The following is a 16641-nucleotide window of genomic DNA, read 5'->3' on the forward strand; positions in this document are numbered from 1 at the left end:
GTACGGTTACGCGGACATCTGTACCGGTCATACGACAACCCCCGCCCCGGAATTCCGGAGGGCGGGGGCTGCGTGGAAGGCGTACCGGATCAGGCCGGGCTCACTCCTCCCCGGCCAGCTTGAGCGCGCGCAGCTTCTGGCCCGCGTACCAGGTGGCGGCCACGGTGACGGCGGCCAGCAGGACCGTCGCGAGCGGCAGTCCGACCTCCGAGGTGACCATGCCCTGGCCGGCCACCTTCTCGGCGACGGCGAGGGACCACTGCTGGACGCTGAGGGTCCGCGCGCCCGGCACCAGGCTGCCGAAGAGGGCCTCCCAGACCAGCGCGTACACCAGGCCGATGACCACCGCGTGGCGGCTGATGGTGCCCAGGAGCAGGAACAGCGCGCTGTACGCGATCGAGGCGACCAGCGCCGCGATCGTGTAGGCGATCGCGATCTGCTGCCCGTTGCCGTTCAGGATCAGGCCCGCGAGCAGGGTCGGCAGGGCGGAGAAGACCATGGTCACGGCGATGGCGACGATCAGCTTGGTGAAGATGATCGTGGGCCGCTTCACCGGCTTGGCCAGCAGGTAGACGATCGAGCCGTCGTCGATCTCGGGGCCGATCGCCCCGGTTCCGGCGATCACCCCGATCAGCGGCACCATCGTGGCGATGGCGAAGCCGCCGAGGACGTTGGCGGCGACCTGGTCGTCGGCTCCGGCGAACATGCGGACCGCCGCCGCGATGACCAGCAGCAGCGCGGGAAGGACGAACAGGATGGCGGCCCGGCGCCGGCCGAGCAGGGCCCGGTAGGTGAGCCGGGCGACTGTGGGGTCGTACATGACGGTGCACAGCTCCTTTCAGGCCACTACTCAGGCCGCTACGAGGTACGAAAAGACCGATTCGAGGGATTCGTCGGACGGGGAGACGGTCAGCAGCCGGATGCCCTGTTCACGGGCCACCTTCGGCAGCAGTTCGGTGAACCGTCCGAAGTCGACGGCCTGGATGCGCAGAGCCTTCTCGGTCAGGTCGACCTCGATGCCCGCCGTCGACGGGTCGGCGATGAGCGCGGCCGCCAGCGCCCGGTCGTCGCTGGAGCGGACCAGGTAGCGGTGCGGACGGTCCGTCATCAGGCGGCGGATCTTCCGGAAGTCGCCGGAGGCGGCGTGCCGTCCCGCCACGATCACCTCGATGTGCGAGGCCAGCTGCTCGACCTCTTCGAGGATGTGGGAGGAGAACAGGACCGTACGGCCCTCGGCCCCCATCCGTCGCAGCAGATCCATCAGCTGCATCCGCTGACGCGGGTCCATCCCGTTGAACGGCTCGTCCAGCAGCAGCACCGAGGGCTCGTGGACCAGCGCGGACGCCATCTTCACGCGCTGCCGCATGCCCTTGCTGTACGTGGAGATCTTGCGGTCCTGCGCGTACTCCATCTGGACCGTGGCCAGCGCCTTCTGCGCCTCCGCGCCTCCCAGGCCCTGGAGTTCGGCGTTGGCGACGACGAACTCCTTGCCGGTCAGGAAGTCGTACATCCCTTCCCGCTCCGGGACGATGCCGATCTCCTTGTAGACGCTCTCGTTGCGCCAGATCGGCCGTCCGCCGAGCGTGACCTTCCCCGTCGAAGGGGCGAGGAATCCGCCCATCATGTTGATGAGCGTGGACTTTCCGGCGCCGTTCGGGCCGAGCAGCCCGGTGACACCGGGGCCCACCGTCATGGAGACGTCGTTGACGGCGACCACATTGCCGAACCAGCGCGAGGTGTGGTCGATCTCGATGGTGGTCACAGCCCGACCCTCCGGTAGCGGCGCATCAGGACGGCGTACGAGCCGGCGACGAGCGCGAGAACAACGAACAGGTAGACCACTCCCGTACCGGCCCCCGGGCCTTCCCCTCCGGGGAAGGCGGAGGTGGCACCGAGGAACGCGGTCTGTACGCCGTCGATCAGCGTGATCGGCGAGAAGAGGCCGAGCCACTCCACGGCACCGGGCGAACCGGTCTCCCAGGCGATGGCCTGGACCGTGGAGACGGCACCGTAGGAGATGGTCAGCACCGCGATCACCGCGGCGACACCGAAGCCCCGGCGCGGCGTCAGGGCGGCCATCACCAGGCCGAGCCCGGCGAACAGCACGGACAGCAGTGCCACCGAAACCAGCCCCTGGCCGAACCACTTGGTCTGGTCGACGAAGTCGAACTTCGCGAGCAGAGAGCCCACATAGAGGACGAGCAGCGGCGCTCCGGTGAGGATGAAGAGGGCGGACGCCGTGGCGGCGAGCTTGGCGACGACGTAGTCGGCGCGTTCGATCGGCCGCGAGAAGTACAGGGGGACGCTCTTGAAGCGGAGGTCCCTGGAGACCGCCTGCGGGGCCTGTGCGGCGATGAAGAGGCCGATGACCGCCTGCAGGTAGATCGCGTACGAGGTGTACTTGACCACGAGCTTGGTGGCGTCCGGTGCGGCCATGGAGACGGCCACCAGGATCGCCGCCACCAGGGTCATCACGCCGAACAGCAGCATGGGCAGCACCTTGGACTTGGCGGAACGGCCGAGTCCGAAGGAGCCGCGCAGGGTCTGCGAGTAGAGGGAGCGGCGGGCGTAGGCCCGGCCGAGCCGCTTGCCGTCGTAGGAGCGGTAGCCGATGTTGTGGATCCGGGAGGTGTCGCGCCCGGTCGCGGTCCCGGTCTCAGTGCTCATCGCGACCGCTCCCCTTCTGCTGTGCGGCCCCGGCGGTGGCGGCCTGGGCCGGGACGGCGGCGGTGCGCGCCGCGTCCTGTTCGGTACGGAAGACCTCGGCGATGTGGTGGCGGCGCTGCTCCATGCGGACCAGGCCGAGACCGAGCCCGGCGACGCTGTCGCGGACCAGGTCGTAGGTCTCCTCGCCGGTGGCTTCGACCAGCAGGATGTGGCCCGCGCCCGGCAGCCCTTCCGCGTCGAGCCCGTCGTGGCCGACCAGGGCGACTCCGGCCTTCGTGAGGATCCGGCGCAGGGCGTCGGTGCCGTCGGGGTGGGTGTCGCTGTCGGTCACCTCGACCGCGAGGGTGGTGGTGATCTGGGTGAAGTCGCTGGTGGAGCTGGAGCGCAGGAGGGCTCCGCCGTCGATGACGACGACGTGGTCGCAGGTGCGTTCCAGCTCGCCGAGGAGGTGCGAGGTCACCAGGACGGAGATGCCGAAGTCGGTGTGGATCCGGCGGATCAGGCCGAGCATCTCGTCGCGGCCGACCGGGTCCAGGCCGTTGGTCGGCTCGTCGAGGAGGACCAGCTGGGGGTCGTGGACCAGGGCCTGGGCCAGCTTCACCCGCTGCTTCATACCGGTCGAGTAGCCGCCGATGGGGCGGTAGCGCTCCTCGTAGAGGCCTACGTGGCGCAGGGTGTCGGCGGTGCGCTCGCGGGCCGCGGTCGGCGGCAGCCCTGACATGCGAGCCATGTGCACGACAAACTCGGTGGCTGACACATCGGGCGGGAGGCAGTCGTGTTCCGGCATGTACCCCACCCGCTCCCGGATGGCGGCACCGCTCGTCGCCACGTCGAGCCCGAGCACTGCGGCCCGGCCTTCGGTGGCGGGGGAGAGACCCAGAAGGATCTTGATCAGTGTGGACTTGCCGGCTCCGTTGGAACCCACCAGACCGGTCACACCTGGTCCGATGTCCAACGTGAGCCGGTCGAGCGCGGTCACCCGGGGGAACCGCTTGCTCAGGGCTTCGGTAGCGATAACGGCAGTCACAAGTACGACGGTAGTGGCGCGGGCCACAGGGATCGTCAGCCTTGACGGCTGGATCGGCATCAGACTCCAGTCGTACGGCCCCGTAGGGGGACCCCGCGAAGGAGGAGTTCCGGCCTCCGGGTGCGTGGCCCGGCGGCGGCGATCTCGTCGGCGCCGGGAGTTGTCCACAGGCCGCACACACCCCTTGACGTAGCCGCTGGACATTGTCACATTCATCAGTGGCACGTTACGGGCACGTACCGCACACGGCAGGGAACGGACGGTGGCATGGTCTCGGCAGTGCAGGACGAAAGCGCCCCGGAGCTGCGGGGGTTCAGAGAGGTGCAGCGCCTCGCCTACGCCTGCGCCGAGGCCGTCGCCGGTCAGCTCAGGTCGGGGGTGACCGAGCGCGAGGCGGCCCGGATGCAGCGGGTGTGGCTGCGGGAGCGGGGCGTGCGGGACTGGTTCCACCTCCCCTTCGCCTGGTTCGGGGACCGCACGGCGTTCGCCGGGTTCAAGGTGCCGCTCCAGTTCTTCCCCACCAACCGGAAGCTGGAGCCGGGCATGCCGTTCATCCTCGACATGGCCCCGGTGTACAAGGGTTATACGGCCGACATCGGCTATTCGGGCTGCCTCGGCCTCAACCCGCTGCACGACAGGCTGCTGGCGGATCTGGAGGCGCACCGCGAGCTGATCCTGCGGGAGGTGCGCGAGCGCCGTTCGCTCCGCGAGATCTACGAGGACGTCGAACGCCTCATGAGCGCACAGGGGTACGCGAACAGGCACCGGGCCTACCCCTTCGGCGTCATCGCCCACAAGGTGGACCGCGTCGCCGAACGGCGCTGGTCCCCGCAGGTGTTCGGGTTCGGCACCCAGTCCCTCAAGGGTCTGGTGAGCGACGCGGTGCACGGCCACCGGGACGGCTGGTCGCCGCTGTGGAGCCCGTACCGCTTCTCCGACCATCCCCCGCGGCCCGGACTGTGGGCGGTCGAACCCCACCTCGGATTCCGGGGTACGGGCGCGAAGTTCGAGGAGATCCTGGTCGTCACCGACTCCAAGGACCCCGAACAGAGCGCCTTCTGGCTGGACGACGATCTGCCGCATGTGCGGCGCTGGGCCGAGGAGAAGGTGGCGGCGTGAATCTGCAAGGAGCGCGTGAGCGCCGGGTACGTACGGGTGGCGTCGAGCTCTGCGTCGCCGAACTGGGGGACGCGGACCGGCCGACGGTGGTGCTGGTGCACGGATACCCGGACAGCAAGGAGGTCTGGTCCGAGGTCGCCGTGCGGCTCGCCGGGCAGTGGCACGTCGTGCTGTACGACGTCCGGGGCCACGGCAGGTCGACGGCGCCCGCGCCGCTGCGCGGCGGCTTCACCCTGGAGAAGCTGACCGACGACTTCCTCGCGGTGATCGACGCCGTCAGCCCGGACCGGCCGGTCCACGTGGTCGGGCACGACTGGGGGTCCGTGCAGTCCTGGGAGTTCGTCACGGTCGGGCGGACCGAGGGCAGGATCGCCTCCTTCACCTCGATGTCGGGCCCCTCCCTGGACCACTTCGGGCACTGGATCAAACAGCGGGTGGCCCGGCCCACCCCCCGCCGGGTCGGTCAACTGCTCGGCCAGGGAGCCAAGTCCTGGTACGTGTACATGCTCCATACGCCGGTGCTGCCGGAGCTGGCCTGGCGCGGGCCCCTCGGCAAGCGGTGGCCCGGGATCCTCCAGCGGCTGGAGAAGGTGCCCGCGGGCGACTACCCGACCGCCTCCCTGCCCGACGACGCGGCGCACGGGGCCTGGCTCTACCGGGACAACGTCCGCGCCCGGCTGGGCAGGCCGCGCGCCGACGCCTACGCCCACGCGCCGGTCCAGCTCATCACGCCGACCGGCGACTCCTTCCTCTCCGAGCGGCTCTACGACGACCTGGAGCAGTGGGTCCCCCGCCTGGTGCGCCGGTCGCTGCCGGCCAAGCACTGGGTGCCGCGCACCCGGCCCGACCAGCTGGCCGCGTGGATCGGTGAGTTCGCCGCCGCCAACGAGGCGGACGGCCAGGAGGGTCCGCCGGCCCAGCAGCAGACGGCTGAGGGGCCGTACGCGGAGCGGTTCGGCGGTCAGCTGGTGCTGGTGACCGGGGCGGCCTCCGGGATCGGGCGGGCCACGGCCTTCGCGTTCGCCGAGGCGGGCGCCCGGGTGGTGGCCGTGGACCGCGATGCGGACGGGGCCGCCAGGACTGCGGAGCTGGCCCGGCTGGTCGGGGCTCCCGCGGCCTGGGGCGAGGCGGTCGACGTCGGTGACGAGGAGGCGATGGAGAAGCTCGCCGACAAGGTCGCCGCCGAGTACGGCATCGTCGACGTCCTGGTGAACAACGCCGGGATCGGGCTCTCCGGCTCCTTCCTGGAGACCACCAGCGAGGAGTGGAAGAAGGTCCTCGACGTCAATCTCTGGGGCGTCATCCACGGCTGCCGGATCTTCGGCAAGCAGATGGCCGACCGGGGCCAGGGGGGCCATATCGTCAACACCGCCTCGGCGGCGGCCTTTCAGCCCTCCCGGGCCCTGCCCGCGTACAGCACGTCGAAGGCGGCCGTGCTGATGCTGAGCGAATGCCTGCGGGCAGAGCTGGCGGAGAAGTCGATCGGGGTGAGCGCCATATGCCCCGGCATCGTCAACACCAACATCACCGCCACCACCCGCTTCGCCGGGACCGACGAGGCGGAGGAGCAGCGGCTGCGGAAGCGGACCACCCGGCTCTACGGCCGGCGCAACTACCCGCCGGAGAAGGTCGCCGACGCGATCCTGCGGGCGGTCGTCCGCAACCAGGCGGTGGTGCCGGTGACTCCGGAGGCGCGCGGTGCCCGGCTGCTCTCCCGGGTCAGCCCGGGGGTGCTGCGGGGGATCGCCCGGCTGAAGCCGCCGCTGTGAGCGGGCGGGAGGCGGGTGCCGAGTACCGGATCGAGGACCTGGCCCACGCCAGCGGGGCGACGGTGCGCACGATCAGGGCGTACCAGGACCGCGGGCTGCTGCCGACACCCGAGCGGCGCGGACGGGCCAATGTGTACGGGGAGACGCATCTGGCCCGGCTGCTCCAGATCGCGGACCTGCTGGACCGCGGCTACACCCTGGCCAGTATCAAGGAGCTGCTGGAGGCGTGGGACGCGGGGCGGGGGCTGGGCGGGGTTCTGGGCCTGGCCGCCGAGGTGCACGGCCCCTGGACCGACGAGGAGGCCGACCGGATCACCCGCGAGGAGCTCGACGCGAGGTTCGGCGGCTCGCAGGACGACGAGGCGATCGCCGAGGCGGTGGAGCTCGGGGTGCTGGAGCGCGTCCCCGGCCGGGCCGACGAGTTCCTCGTACCGAGCCCGCAAGAGCTGGCGGTGGCGGTCGAGTTGCATGCGGCGGGCGTTCCGCTGCTCGCGATCTCCGGTCACCTCAAGGAGCTTCGCGGCCAGGTCGAGCACATAGCCTCCCGTTTCCTGGAGTTCACCACCGAGCACGTCTTCGCCCGCTATCTCGGTCACCACCCGCCCACCGACTCCGACGCGGCCGAGGCGGCGTCGATGGTGCGCCGCCTGCGGCCGCTCGCCCAGCAGACCGTGGACGCCGAACTGGCGCGCGCGATGCGGACGTTCGCCACCCGGCACCTGCACCACCACCTCGGGTCGCGCGAGAGCGCCATCGAGGGGAGCGAGACCCGTCCGGTGCTGCTGCCGGCCCGGACAACGCAGGCCGTGCAGGATCTGGTTGGGGCGGAGCAGGTGGCGGCCTTCGTCGCGGCGGCCACAGAACGCGAGGTGCAGGCACGGACCTTGGATGCCCTCGCCTCATCTCACCCACTAGCCAACAAATTTGATGAAATGGGGTAAATCGCACGCCACTTGTCCACAGAACCGCCAAATAGCCTGTGGATAACCCGAGTTAGCTGTGGATCAAACATCGCTTCGGAGAAAGCGGAAAAGAATCCTGTAAGAAATCCGGATGCACCGGTGAACTGCCCACAGGCACTCTGGCGGGATGGACGAACGTCGCACCGTCAAGGTGTCCAAGTACCTCTCGGCCCATCTGCGGCACCAGCCGGAGCGCATCGGCCTCACCCTCGACGCCAACGGCTGGGTCGCCGTCGAGACGCTGCTGGAGGCGGCGGCCCTCCACGGCCTCCCCGTCACCCGGGCCGAGCTCGACCACGTCGTGGCCGTCAACGACAAGCGCCGCTTCACGGTGGACGGCGACCGCATCCGCGCCAACCAGGGCCACACCGTCACCGTCGACCTGGACCTGCCGCCCGCGCAGCCGCCGGCGTACCTCTACCACGGCACGGTCGCCCGGGTGATGGACGCGATCCGGACCGAGGGCCTGCGCCCCATGGCCCGCCACCACGTCCACCTGTCCCCCGACCGCGAGACGGCCACCCGGGTCGGCGCCCGGCGCGGCCGCCCGCTGGTACTGACCGTGGACGCGGGCGCCATGCACCGCGCCGGCCATGTCTTCCGGGTCAGCGCCAACGGGGTCTGGCTCGCCGACGCCGTACCTCCGGAATTTCTGCGCCTGCGTGAGTGAACTCCCCCGGTCGTCAGGCCAGCTGGGCGAGCGCCTCGGTCGCGATGCGCTCGTAGACGGCCAGGTCCGTGTCGAAGTCGGAGTCCGGGATCGGGGCGTGGATGGCGATCTCGGTGAACCCGAGCTCCGCATGGCGGCCCGCGAAGTCGACGAAGGCGTCCACCGACTCAAGCGGGGTGTTGCGGTCGGGGGTGAAGCCGGTGAGCAGGATCCGGTCCAGTTCGGACGCGTCCCGGCCGTCCTCCGCGCAGGCGGCGGCGAGCTTCTTGCTCTGTTCGCGGAGGGCCTGGACCGACTGCTCCGGGGTGCCCTCCTCGTACAGCTTCGGGTCGCCGGTGGTCACCCACGCCTGCCCGTGCCGGGCGGCGAGCCGCAGACCGCGCGGGCCGGTCGCGGCGACCGCGAAGGGCAGCCGGGGGCGCTGCACGCAGCCCGGGATGTTGCGGGCCTCCACGGCGGAGTAGTGCGTTCCGTGCTCCGTCACCGCGTCCTCGGTGAGCAGGCGGTCCAGGAGCGGGAGGAACTCGCCGAAACGGTCGGCACGCTCCCTCGGGGTCCAGGCCTCCTGGCCCAGCGCGGTGGCGTCGAACCCGCTGCCTCCGGCGCCGATACCGAGGGTGATCCGGCCGCCGGAGATGTCGTCCAGGGAGATCAGCTCCTTGGCCAGGGTCACCGGGTGGCGGAAGTTCGGTGAGGTGACCAGCGTGCCGAGGCGCAGCCGCTGCGTGGCCGTAGCGGCGGCGGTGAGCGTCGGGAGCGCACCGAACCACGTCCGCTCGCGGAAGCTCCGCCAGGACAGATGGTCGTAGGTGTAAGCGGTGTGGAAGCCCAGCTCCTCGGCCCGCTGCCAGCGCTCACGGCCCCCTTCGTGCCAGCGGTGGACGGGCAGGATCACAGTGCTCAGGCGCAAGGTCATGCCTCTGAGCCTACGGCCGCCCCCGAGTGCCGTGACCTCCCCGCGACCGCTTGGCATATGCCTGAGGAATGTTCCGCAGATCAGGGGCGCGCCCACTCACATGTGCGCCCCTCCGCACGCACGTGCACTCCGGTGGGCGAGAATAACGGCGTGACCTCAGCTACCGATACGCCTCTGCCTGCCGTGACCCGGCTGATCGCGACCGACCTCGACGGCACCCTGCTGCGCGACGACAAGACGCTCTCCGCACGCACCGTCGCAGCGCTCGCCGCGGCCGAGGAGGCCGGGATCGAGGTCTTCTTCGTCACCGGCAGGCCGGCCCGCTGGATGGGCGTCGTCAGCGACCACGTGCAGGGCCACGGGCTGGCGATCTGCGCCAACGGGGCCGTCGTCACCGACCTGCGGGCGGACCGCGAGCTGCTCACCGTGCGGGCGCTGGAGCGCGAGGCCGCCCTGCACGTCGTGCACACCCTGCGCGAAGCCGCCCCCGGCACCTCCTTCGCCGTCGAGCTGACCACCGGCATCAACTACGAACCGTCCTACCCGCCCTTCCACCTGGACCCGGGCGCCACGGTCGCCGTCGCCGAGAAGCTGCTGCACGAGGACGCCCCGGGCGAGGGCGCCCCCGTGCTCAAACTCCTCGCCCACCACACCGAGATGCCCCCCGACGCCTTCCTCGCCCTGGCCCGTACGGCGGCCGGGGAGCGGGCCTCCATCACCCGGTCCAGCCCCTCCGCGCTCCTGGAGGTCAGCGGGCTCGGGGTCTCCAAGGCCAGTACGCTCGCCGCCTGTTGCGCTCAGCGCGGTATCTCCGCCGCCGAGGTGGTCGCCTTCGGCGACATGCCCAACGACGTCGAGATGCTCGCCTGGGCCGGTGCCTCGTACGCGATGGGCAACGCCCACCCCGCCGCACTCGCCGCCGCCTCGGGGCAGACCCTCACCAACGAGGAGGACGGTGTGGCCGTGGTCATCGAGCGGATCCTCGCCGCCCGCTGACCACCCGCCCCCGACCTCACAAAGGGGCCTCCCACACCACCGTCGTACCTCCCCCGTCCTCCCCGATCCCCGGGCCGAACCAGCTCGCCCCGCCCAGCGACTCGGCCCGGCGGGCCAGATTGCGCAGTCCGCTGCGGCGACCGCCCTCCGGGATGCCCACCCCGTCGTCCGCGACCGAGAGGCGCACGGCGGCCCGGCCGTCCGGCAGGGTCGCCGTGGCGTCGACGACCACGTCGATCACGGAGGCCCGGGCGTGCCGGAAGGCGTTGGACAGGGCCTCGCGCAGCGCGGCGACGAGATTCTTGCCGGTCAGCTCACCGACAAGCGAGTCGACGGCGCCCAGGAAGCGGTGCGAGGGCTTGAACCCGAGCGGGACCGCTGCCATGTTGATCTCCCGCAGGACGCGGGTGCGGAGCCCCGAAGGGGCCTCGGCCGGTTCCTGTTGGAGCGCGAAGATGGCCGTACGGATCTCCTGGATGGTCACGTCCAGCTCGTCGACCGCCCGGCCGACCCCCGTCCGCACCTCGGGGACCACCGACCGGCGCTGGGCGCTCTCCAGCATCATCCCGGTGGCGAACAGCCGCTGGATCACGAGGTCGTGGAGGTCGCGGGCGATCCGGTCGCGGTCCTCGTAGACCGCGAGCCGCTCCCGGTCCCGCTGCGCCTCGGCCATCATCAGCGCGAGGGCGGCCTGCGAGGCGAACTGGGTGGCGAGCGTGCGCTCGGTCCGGCTGAACGGGCGCGCGCCCCGGGCCCGGGGCGTCGCCAGGGCGCCGAGCACCCGGCCGCCGCTCTGCAGCGGCAGCAGCATGCTGGGCCCGAAGAGGCCGGCCAGCCTGGTGACCATCCGGCTGTCGGTGGCCGAGTCGTCGATGAAGACCGCCTCGCCCGCCAGCAGCTTCGCCACCACCGCGGAGCGGGCCGGGATGATCACCCCGAGCGAGGACGAGGGGTCGTCGGCGGAGACGGCGACGATTTCGAGACCGCCCTCCTGCGTGGGCAGCAGCACAATTCCGGCGGCCGAATCGGCGAGGTGGCGGGCCTGTTCGGCGACCACGGAGAGCGCGTCGTCGGCATCCCCGCCCGAGAGGAGGGCGGTGGTCACCGCCACCGAACCGTCGATCCAGCGCTCCCGCTGCCGTGCCGCCTCGTACAGCCGGGCGTTGCCGATGGCGATACCGGCCTCGGTGGCGAGCACCCGCACCATGTGCAGGTCGTAGTCGCTGAACTCGGCGCCCTCCCGCTTCTCGGTCAGGTAGAGGTTGCCGAAGATCTCCCCCTGGACCCGGATCGGCACCCCGAGGAAGGTCCGCATCCGGGGGTGGCCCGGCGGGAATCCGGCGTACCGCGGATCACCGGTCAGATCGGCCAGCCGTACGGGTTCGGGGTCGTGGATCAGCGCGCCCAGGAGGCCGTGGTGTCCGTCGGGCCTGCGGCCGATCGCCCGGGCGACCTCCTCGGGCACCCCGTACGTGACGAAGTCGGAGAGCCCCTCGCCCGCCTCGTCGACGACGCCGATGGCGGCGTACCGGGCGTGGGCGAGTTCGGCCGCGGTCGCGCAGATGCGGTCCAGGGTGGAGTGCAGCTCCAGTCCCGTGCCGATCGAACGCATCGCTTCCAGAAGCTGCGGAACCCGGGCGGTGAGTTCGGTGGAGAGGCCCTGCAGGCTGCGGGTGGCCTGTGTGGCGGCATCGAGTGAGTCCTGCGGGTCCGGCTCTGCCATGACCTGAGCCTAGTTAGTGGCGATTAGGGAGGAAAGTCGGGTTTTCGCTCCACGGTGCGCACCCGAGGGTCACAAGGCACACCCGGGACCACACGGCACCGCCCGGGAAAGGCCGCACGGCACACTCGGCCTCAGGCCCCCGCCGCCACCGTCTCGTTCTCCCGCTCCAGCATGCGGCGCAGCGGCCCGTCCTCGGCGGCGAGTTCCGCGTAAGGCCCGCGCTGCGCCACCCGGCCCGCGTCCAGCACCAGCACCTCGTCGACCGCCTCGACCCCGGCCAGCCGATGGGTGATCAGGACGGTCGTGCGCCCTTCGGTCGCGGCCAGCAGGTCGGCGGTGAGCGCGTCGGCGGTCGCCAGGTCCAGGTGCTCGGCCGGCTCGTCCAGGACGAGGACCGGGAAGTCGGCCAGCAGCGCCCGGGCCAGGGCGAGGCGCTGACGCTGGCCGCCGGAGAGCCGGGCGCCGTGCTCACCCACCGGAGTGTCGAGCCCCTCCGGCAGGGAGCGGACCCACTCCAGCAGCCGGGCCCGGGAGAGCGCGTCGTACAGCTCGGTGTCGGTCGCCCCGGTACGGGCGAGCCGCAGGTTCTCACGGATCGAGCTGTCGAAGACGTGGGCGTCCTGGGCGCACAGGCCGACGGAGCGCCGAACCGTGTCGCCGTCCAGGGCATCCGCCTCCACACCACCGATGCTGTACGTCCCCGACGAGGCGTCCAGGAAGCGGAGGAGCACCTGCGCCAGCGTCGTCTTGCCCGAGCCGGAGGGGCCGACGACCGCGATATGGCGGCCGGGCACCAGCGTCAGGTCGAGCGACCGCAGGGCGTCGTGGTGGGCCCCCGGGTAGCGGGCCGACAGCCCCCGCACCTCCAGCGGGAACGGGGAGGAGGGCGCATCGGCCGGCGCCGCCGGCTCCCGTACGGGGACGGGGGCGTCGAGCACCTCGTACACCCGCTCCGCACTCCGCAGGACCCGCTGGCGGTACTGGACCGCGAGCGGCAGTCCGGCGACGGCCTCGAAGGCGGCGAGCGGGGTGAGCACCACCACCGCGAGCGCGACACCGGCCAGCCGGCCGTCGTTCACGGCGGGTACGGCGACGAGTGCGGCGGCCACCACCGTGAGCCCGCAGACCAGAGCGGAGAGCCCGCCGCCGAGGGCCGTCGCGGTGGCCGCACGGGAGGCGATCCGGGTCAGCAGCCCGTCGGCGGCCCGCATGTGGGTCTGCCGGGCCGGGAGCGCTCCGGCGACGGTCAGCTCGGCCGTTCCGCCGAGGAGGTCGGTGACCCGGGTGGCCAGGGCGGCCCGTGCGGGCGCCAGCTGACGCTCCGTACGGCGGGCGAAGGCACCGCTGACCAGCGGCACTCCGACCCCGGCGACCAGCAGCCCGACCGCGAGGACCACACCCGCCTCGGGCAGCAGCCAGCCGGTGAACCCGGCGGCGGCCACGGAGACCGTGAGCGCGGTCCCGGCGGGCAGCAGCCAGCGCAGCCAGTAGTCCTGGAGCGCGTCCACATCGGCGACGAGCCGGGAGAGCAGGTCACCCCGGCGCACCGTGCGCAGACCGGCGGGCGCGACGCGTTCGAGGCCCCGGTACACCGCCACCCGGAGTTCGGCGAGCAGCTTGAGCACGGCGTCGTGGGAGACGAGGCGCTCCGCGTACCGGAAGACCGCCCGGCCGATGCCGAAGGCGCGCGTCGCGGTGACGGCCATCATCAGGTAGAGCACCGGCGGCTGTTCGGAGGCGCGGGAGATCAGCCAGCCGGAGACGGCCATGAGCCCCACGGCCGACCCCACCGCGAGGCTGCCCAGCAGCAGCGCCAGGGCCAGCTGCCCACGCTGTGCGCCCGCCGCTTCACGGACCCGGGCGAGGACCCGCCCGGGGCGGGAGTCGGTCTCCCGCAGCAGTGCGGTGTCGGCCTCCCGTACGTCCCCGGACTCCAGCAGGTCCGCCGCCTCCAGCACATCCCCGGGGCGGCGCGCGTCCAGCGGCTCACCGCCCGCGAGGGGCTGCGGGACGGGCGGTCCGGGCACAGCGGTCGTGGTGGGCCCGGAAGCGTCCCCCTCCCGCGGCTCCAGCGTCACCACGCGGTCCGCCACCGCCAGCAGCGCCGGGCGGTGGACGACCAGCAGCACGGTCCGGCCCGCCGCCAGCCTCCGTACGGCGTCGACGATCCCCGCCTCCGTCTCCCCGTCCAGGCTCGCGGTCGGCTCGTCCAGGAGCAGCAGCGGCCGGTCGGCGAGGAACGCGCGCGCGATCGCGAGGCGCTGGCGCTGGCCCGCGGAGAGCCCGGCGCCGTCCTCACCCAGCAGGGTCCGCTCACCGTCGGGCAGCTCCGCGACGAAGCCGTACGCCCCCGCGTCCCGCAGCGCCGCCACCACCGCCTCGTCGCCGGCGTCGGGCCGGGCGAGGCGTACGTTCTCCGCGATCGTGCCCGCGAAGAGGTGCGGGCGCTGGGGGACCCACGCGATCCGGCTCCGCCAGCGCTCCGGGTCCAGATCCGCGAGATCCCGGCCGCCGACCCGGACGTGCCCCTCGTCGGGTACGGCGAATCCCAGGACGACGTTCAGCAGGGTGGACTTGCCGACGCCGCTCGGGCCGACCAGCGCGACAGTCTCCCCGGGCTCGACGGTGAGCGATACGGCGTCCAGCGACGGGTCGGTGCGGCCCTCGTGGCGTACGGTCACGCCCTCCAGCTCCAGGCGCGTCGAGTCCGGGACGTCCTCGGTGCCCGCTCCCCGGGGCTCGGTCTCCAGGACCGCGAAGATCTCCTCGGCGGCCGAGAGCCCCTCCGCCGCCGCGTGGTACTGCGCCCCGACCTGCCGGATCGGCAGATACGCCTCCGGGGCGAGGATCAGGACCACGAGGCCGGTGTAGAGGTCGAGCTCCCCGTGCACGAGCCGCATCCCGATGGTGACGGCGACCAGGGCGACGGACAGGGTCGCGAGCAGTTCCAGGGCGAACGAGGAGAGGAAGGCGATCCGCAGGGTGCGCACGGTGGCCCGGCGGTACTGAGAGGTGATGGTGCGGATCGACTCGGCCTGGGCCTTGGCGCGACCGAAGACCTTGAGCGTCGGCAACCCCGCGACGACGTCCAGGAAGTGGCCGGAGAGGCGGGACAGCAGCTGCCACTGCCGGTCCATCCGGGACTGGGTGGCCCAGCCGATCAGGATCATGAAGAGGGGGATGAGGGGCAGCGTGACCACGACGATCGCGGCCGAGACCCAGTCCTCGGTGACGATGCGGGCCAGCACCGCCACCGGCACGACGACCGCGAGCCCGAGCTGCGGCAGATAGCGCGCGAAGTAGTCGTCGAGCGCGTCGACCCCACGGGTCGCCAGCGCCACCAGGGAGCCGGTGCGCTGCCCGCTCAGCCAGCCGGGGCCGAGCCGCGCGGCCCGCTCCAGGAGCCGGCCGCGCAGTTCGGACTTGACCGCCGCGCTCGCCCGGTGGGCCGCCAGCTCGGTGAGCCAGGCGACCAGGGCTCGGCCCACGGCCACCGTCGCGAGCAGGAGCAGCGGGGTACGGAGCTCGGTGACCGTGAGCCCCTCCTCGAACCCGCCCACCACGATCTCGGCGATGAGCATCGCCTGGGCGATCACCAGCGCGGCGCCGACCAGACCGAGGGCCACCACGGCCGCCAGGAAGAGGCGGGTGGCATGGGCGTATCGCAGCAGACGCGGGTCGATCGGTTTCACGTGAAACATCCCCCAGCGGGATCAGCGAGGTGGGCGCGGGCCGTGTTTCACGTGAAACACGGCCCGGTGGGACCGGTGCGGATCAGTGCGCGTCCGCGATGTGCTGGGTGCCGATCCGCTTACGGAACACCCAGTACGTCCAGCTCTGGTACAGCAGCACCATGGGTGTGGCGATGCCGGCGCACCAGGTCATGATCTTCAGCGTGTACGGCGTGGACGAGGCGTTGGTGACCGTGAGGTTCCACGCCTCGTTCAGCGAGGACGGCATGACGTTGGGGAAGAGCGTCAGGAACAGCATCGCCACCGCCGCCACGATCGTCAGCCCCGAGAACGCGAACGACCAGCCCTCACGCCCCTTGGCGATGGCGCCGACCGCCGCCACCAGGGCCACCACCGCCACGATCAGCGCCACCAGGCTCCAGCGGTCACCTCTGGCGGCCTGGGTCCAGAGCAGGAAGCCCAGCGCCAGAACAGCCGTGGCCAGACCCAGCTTCAGCGCCAGCGAGCGCGCCCGGACCCGGATGTCCCCGGCTGTCTTGAGCGCGGCGAACACCGCGCCGTGGAAGGTGAAGAGGAAGAGCGTGACGAGCCCGCCGAGGATCGCGTACGGGTTCAGCAGGTCGAAGAAGGTGCCGACGTACTCCATGTCGGCGTCGATCTTCACGCCGCGCACGATGTTCCCGAACGCCACGCCCCACAGAACCGCGGGGATCAGCGAGGTCCAGAAGATCGCGTTCTCCCAGTTCGTCTGCCACCGCTCCTCGGTGCGCTTGGCCCGGTACTCGAAGGCGACCCCGCGCACGATCAGGCAGAGCAGGATGATCAGTAGCGGCAGGTAGAAGCCGGAGAACAGCGTGGCGTACCACTCGGGGAAGGCCGCGAAGGTCGCGCCGCCCGCGCTGAGCAGCCAGACCTCGTTGCCGTCCCAGACGGGCCCGATGGTGTTGATGAGGACCCGCCGCTCCTTGCGGTCGCGGGCGAGCAGCTTGGTGAGGACGCCGATGCCGAAGTCGAAGCCCTCCAGGAAGAAGTAGCCGATCCAGAGGACGGCGATGAGCACGAACCAGACGTCGTGGAGTTCCATCTCTCAGCTCCTGTGC

13 protein-coding genes are annotated in these 16641 nt (G+C 71.7%); 5 read left to right on the forward strand and 8 right to left on the reverse strand.

Annotated elements, in window-relative coordinates; translation table 11 throughout:
* Positions 1-100: 100 nt before the first annotated feature.
* The 4 genes from ACK8N7_RS17870 to ACK8N7_RS17885 are packed head-to-tail and all read right to left on the reverse strand — an operon-like array spanning position 101 to position 3754.
* Complete coding sequence (locus ACK8N7_RS17870; protein ID WP_031122588.1) at positions 101-820, reverse strand: ABC transporter permease; 720 nt, start codon at positions 818-820, stop codon at positions 101-103.
* A 30-nt stretch (positions 821-850) separates the two neighbouring features.
* The gene (locus tag ACK8N7_RS17875; protein ID WP_015609904.1) at positions 851-1762 is read right to left on the reverse strand and encodes an ABC transporter ATP-binding protein; all 912 of its coding nucleotides are present in this window, start codon (positions 1760-1762) and stop codon (positions 851-853) included.
* The gene (locus tag ACK8N7_RS17880) at positions 1759-2667 is read right to left on the reverse strand and encodes an ABC transporter permease (protein ID WP_031122587.1); all 909 of its coding nucleotides are present in this window, start codon (positions 2665-2667) and stop codon (positions 1759-1761) included. Before ACK8N7_RS17880 ends, ACK8N7_RS17875 begins: the two co-directional genes overlap by 4 nt.
* Complete coding sequence (locus tag ACK8N7_RS17885) at positions 2657-3754, reverse strand: ABC transporter ATP-binding protein (RefSeq protein WP_015609902.1); 1098 nt, start codon at positions 3752-3754, stop codon at positions 2657-2659. The genes ACK8N7_RS17880 and ACK8N7_RS17885 overlap by 11 nt, the downstream gene beginning before the upstream one ends.
* A 207-nt stretch (positions 3755-3961) precedes the next feature.
* On the opposite strand from ACK8N7_RS17885, the gene ACK8N7_RS17890 reads away from it, so the two are divergent.
* The 4 genes from ACK8N7_RS17890 to ACK8N7_RS17905 all read left to right on the forward strand — a co-directional run bounded on the left by ACK8N7_RS17890 (position 3962) and on the right by ACK8N7_RS17905 (position 8214).
* On the forward strand, positions 3962-4813 hold the full coding sequence (locus ACK8N7_RS17890) for a M24 family metallopeptidase (RefSeq protein WP_403213744.1): 852 nt from the start codon (positions 3962-3964) through the stop codon (positions 4811-4813).
* Positions 4810-6582 (forward strand): SDR family oxidoreductase, encoded by a 1773-nt coding sequence (locus ACK8N7_RS17895; protein ID WP_500443187.1) that lies wholly within the window; start codon positions 4810-4812, stop codon positions 6580-6582. Before ACK8N7_RS17890 ends, ACK8N7_RS17895 begins: the two co-directional genes overlap by 4 nt.
* A complete protein-coding gene (locus tag ACK8N7_RS17900) occupies positions 6579-7523 on the forward strand; it encodes a MerR family transcriptional regulator (protein WP_500443189.1) in 945 nt (314 codons plus the stop codon). Before ACK8N7_RS17895 ends, ACK8N7_RS17900 begins: the two co-directional genes overlap by 4 nt.
* A 148-nt stretch (positions 7524-7671) precedes the next feature.
* Positions 7672-8214 carry an RNA 2'-phosphotransferase gene (locus tag ACK8N7_RS17905; RefSeq protein WP_500443191.1) on the forward strand — a complete coding sequence of 181 codons (543 nt, stop codon included), beginning with the start codon at positions 7672-7674 and terminating at the stop codon, positions 8212-8214.
* A gap of 13 nt (positions 8215-8227) precedes the next feature.
* Here the strand turns inward: ACK8N7_RS17905 and ACK8N7_RS17910 are convergent, their stop codons facing one another.
* Entirely contained in the window at positions 8228-9130 is a 903-nt protein-coding gene (locus tag ACK8N7_RS17910) for an LLM class flavin-dependent oxidoreductase (RefSeq protein ID WP_500443192.1), read from the reverse strand.
* Positions 9131-9280: 150 nt separating this feature from the next.
* Here ACK8N7_RS17910 and ACK8N7_RS17915 point away from each other — a divergent pair, with 150 nt between their 5' ends.
* Positions 9281-10126: a Cof-type HAD-IIB family hydrolase gene (locus ACK8N7_RS17915; protein WP_403213734.1), complete on the forward strand. Its 846-nt coding sequence runs from the start codon at positions 9281-9283 to the stop codon at positions 10124-10126.
* A 16-nt stretch (positions 10127-10142) separates the two neighbouring features.
* Here the strand turns inward: ACK8N7_RS17915 and ACK8N7_RS17920 are convergent, their stop codons facing one another.
* The 3 genes from ACK8N7_RS17920 to cydB form a co-directional block, all read right to left on the reverse strand.
* The gene (locus ACK8N7_RS17920) at positions 10143-11849 is read right to left on the reverse strand and encodes a sensor histidine kinase (protein WP_500443194.1); all 1707 of its coding nucleotides are present in this window, start codon (positions 11847-11849) and stop codon (positions 10143-10145) included.
* 131 nt (positions 11850-11980) lie between these two features.
* A complete protein-coding gene (cydD, locus tag ACK8N7_RS17925) occupies positions 11981-15541 on the reverse strand; it encodes a thiol reductant ABC exporter subunit CydD (RefSeq protein ID WP_500443196.1) in 3561 nt (1186 codons plus the stop codon).
* Positions 15542-15623: 82 nt separating this feature from the next.
* Positions 15624-16625, reverse strand: a complete 1002-nt coding sequence (gene cydB, locus ACK8N7_RS17930) for a cytochrome d ubiquinol oxidase subunit II (RefSeq protein WP_403213728.1) — start codon at positions 16623-16625, stop codon at positions 15624-15626.
* Positions 16626-16641: the final 16 nt, after the last annotated feature.

The organism is Streptomyces griseobrunneus (assembly GCF_046713465.1).
Lineage (GTDB): Bacteria > Actinomycetota > Actinomycetes > Streptomycetales > Streptomycetaceae > Streptomyces > Streptomyces microflavus.

What these genes read in the sequence shown, in the direction of transcription:
- ACK8N7_RS17870 (WP_031122588.1), bottom strand. Translation starts at nt 820, where the DNA reads ATGTACGACCCCACAGTCGCCCGGCTCACCTACCGGGCCCTGCTCGGC.
- ACK8N7_RS17885 (WP_015609902.1), bottom strand. Translation starts at nt 3,754, where the DNA reads ATGCCGATCCAGCCGTCAAGGCTGACGATCCCTGTGGCCCGCGCCACT.
- ACK8N7_RS17920 (WP_500443194.1), bottom strand. Translation starts at nt 11,849, where the DNA reads ATGGCAGAGCCGGACCCGCAGGACTCACTCGATGCCGCCACACAGGCC.
- ACK8N7_RS17910 (WP_500443192.1), bottom strand. Translation starts at nt 9,130, where the DNA reads ATGACCTTGCGCCTGAGCACTGTGATCCTGCCCGTCCACCGCTGGCAC.
- ACK8N7_RS17905 (WP_500443191.1), top strand. Translation starts at nt 7,672, where the DNA reads ATGGACGAACGTCGCACCGTCAAGGTGTCCAAGTACCTCTCGGCCCAT.
- ACK8N7_RS17880 (WP_031122587.1), bottom strand. Translation starts at nt 2,667, where the DNA reads ATGAGCACTGAGACCGGGACCGCGACCGGGCGCGACACCTCCCGGATC.
- cydB (WP_403213728.1), bottom strand. Translation starts at nt 16,625, where the DNA reads ATGGAACTCCACGACGTCTGGTTCGTGCTCATCGCCGTCCTCTGGATC.
- ACK8N7_RS17890 (WP_403213744.1), top strand. Translation starts at nt 3,962, where the DNA reads ATGGTCTCGGCAGTGCAGGACGAAAGCGCCCCGGAGCTGCGGGGGTTC.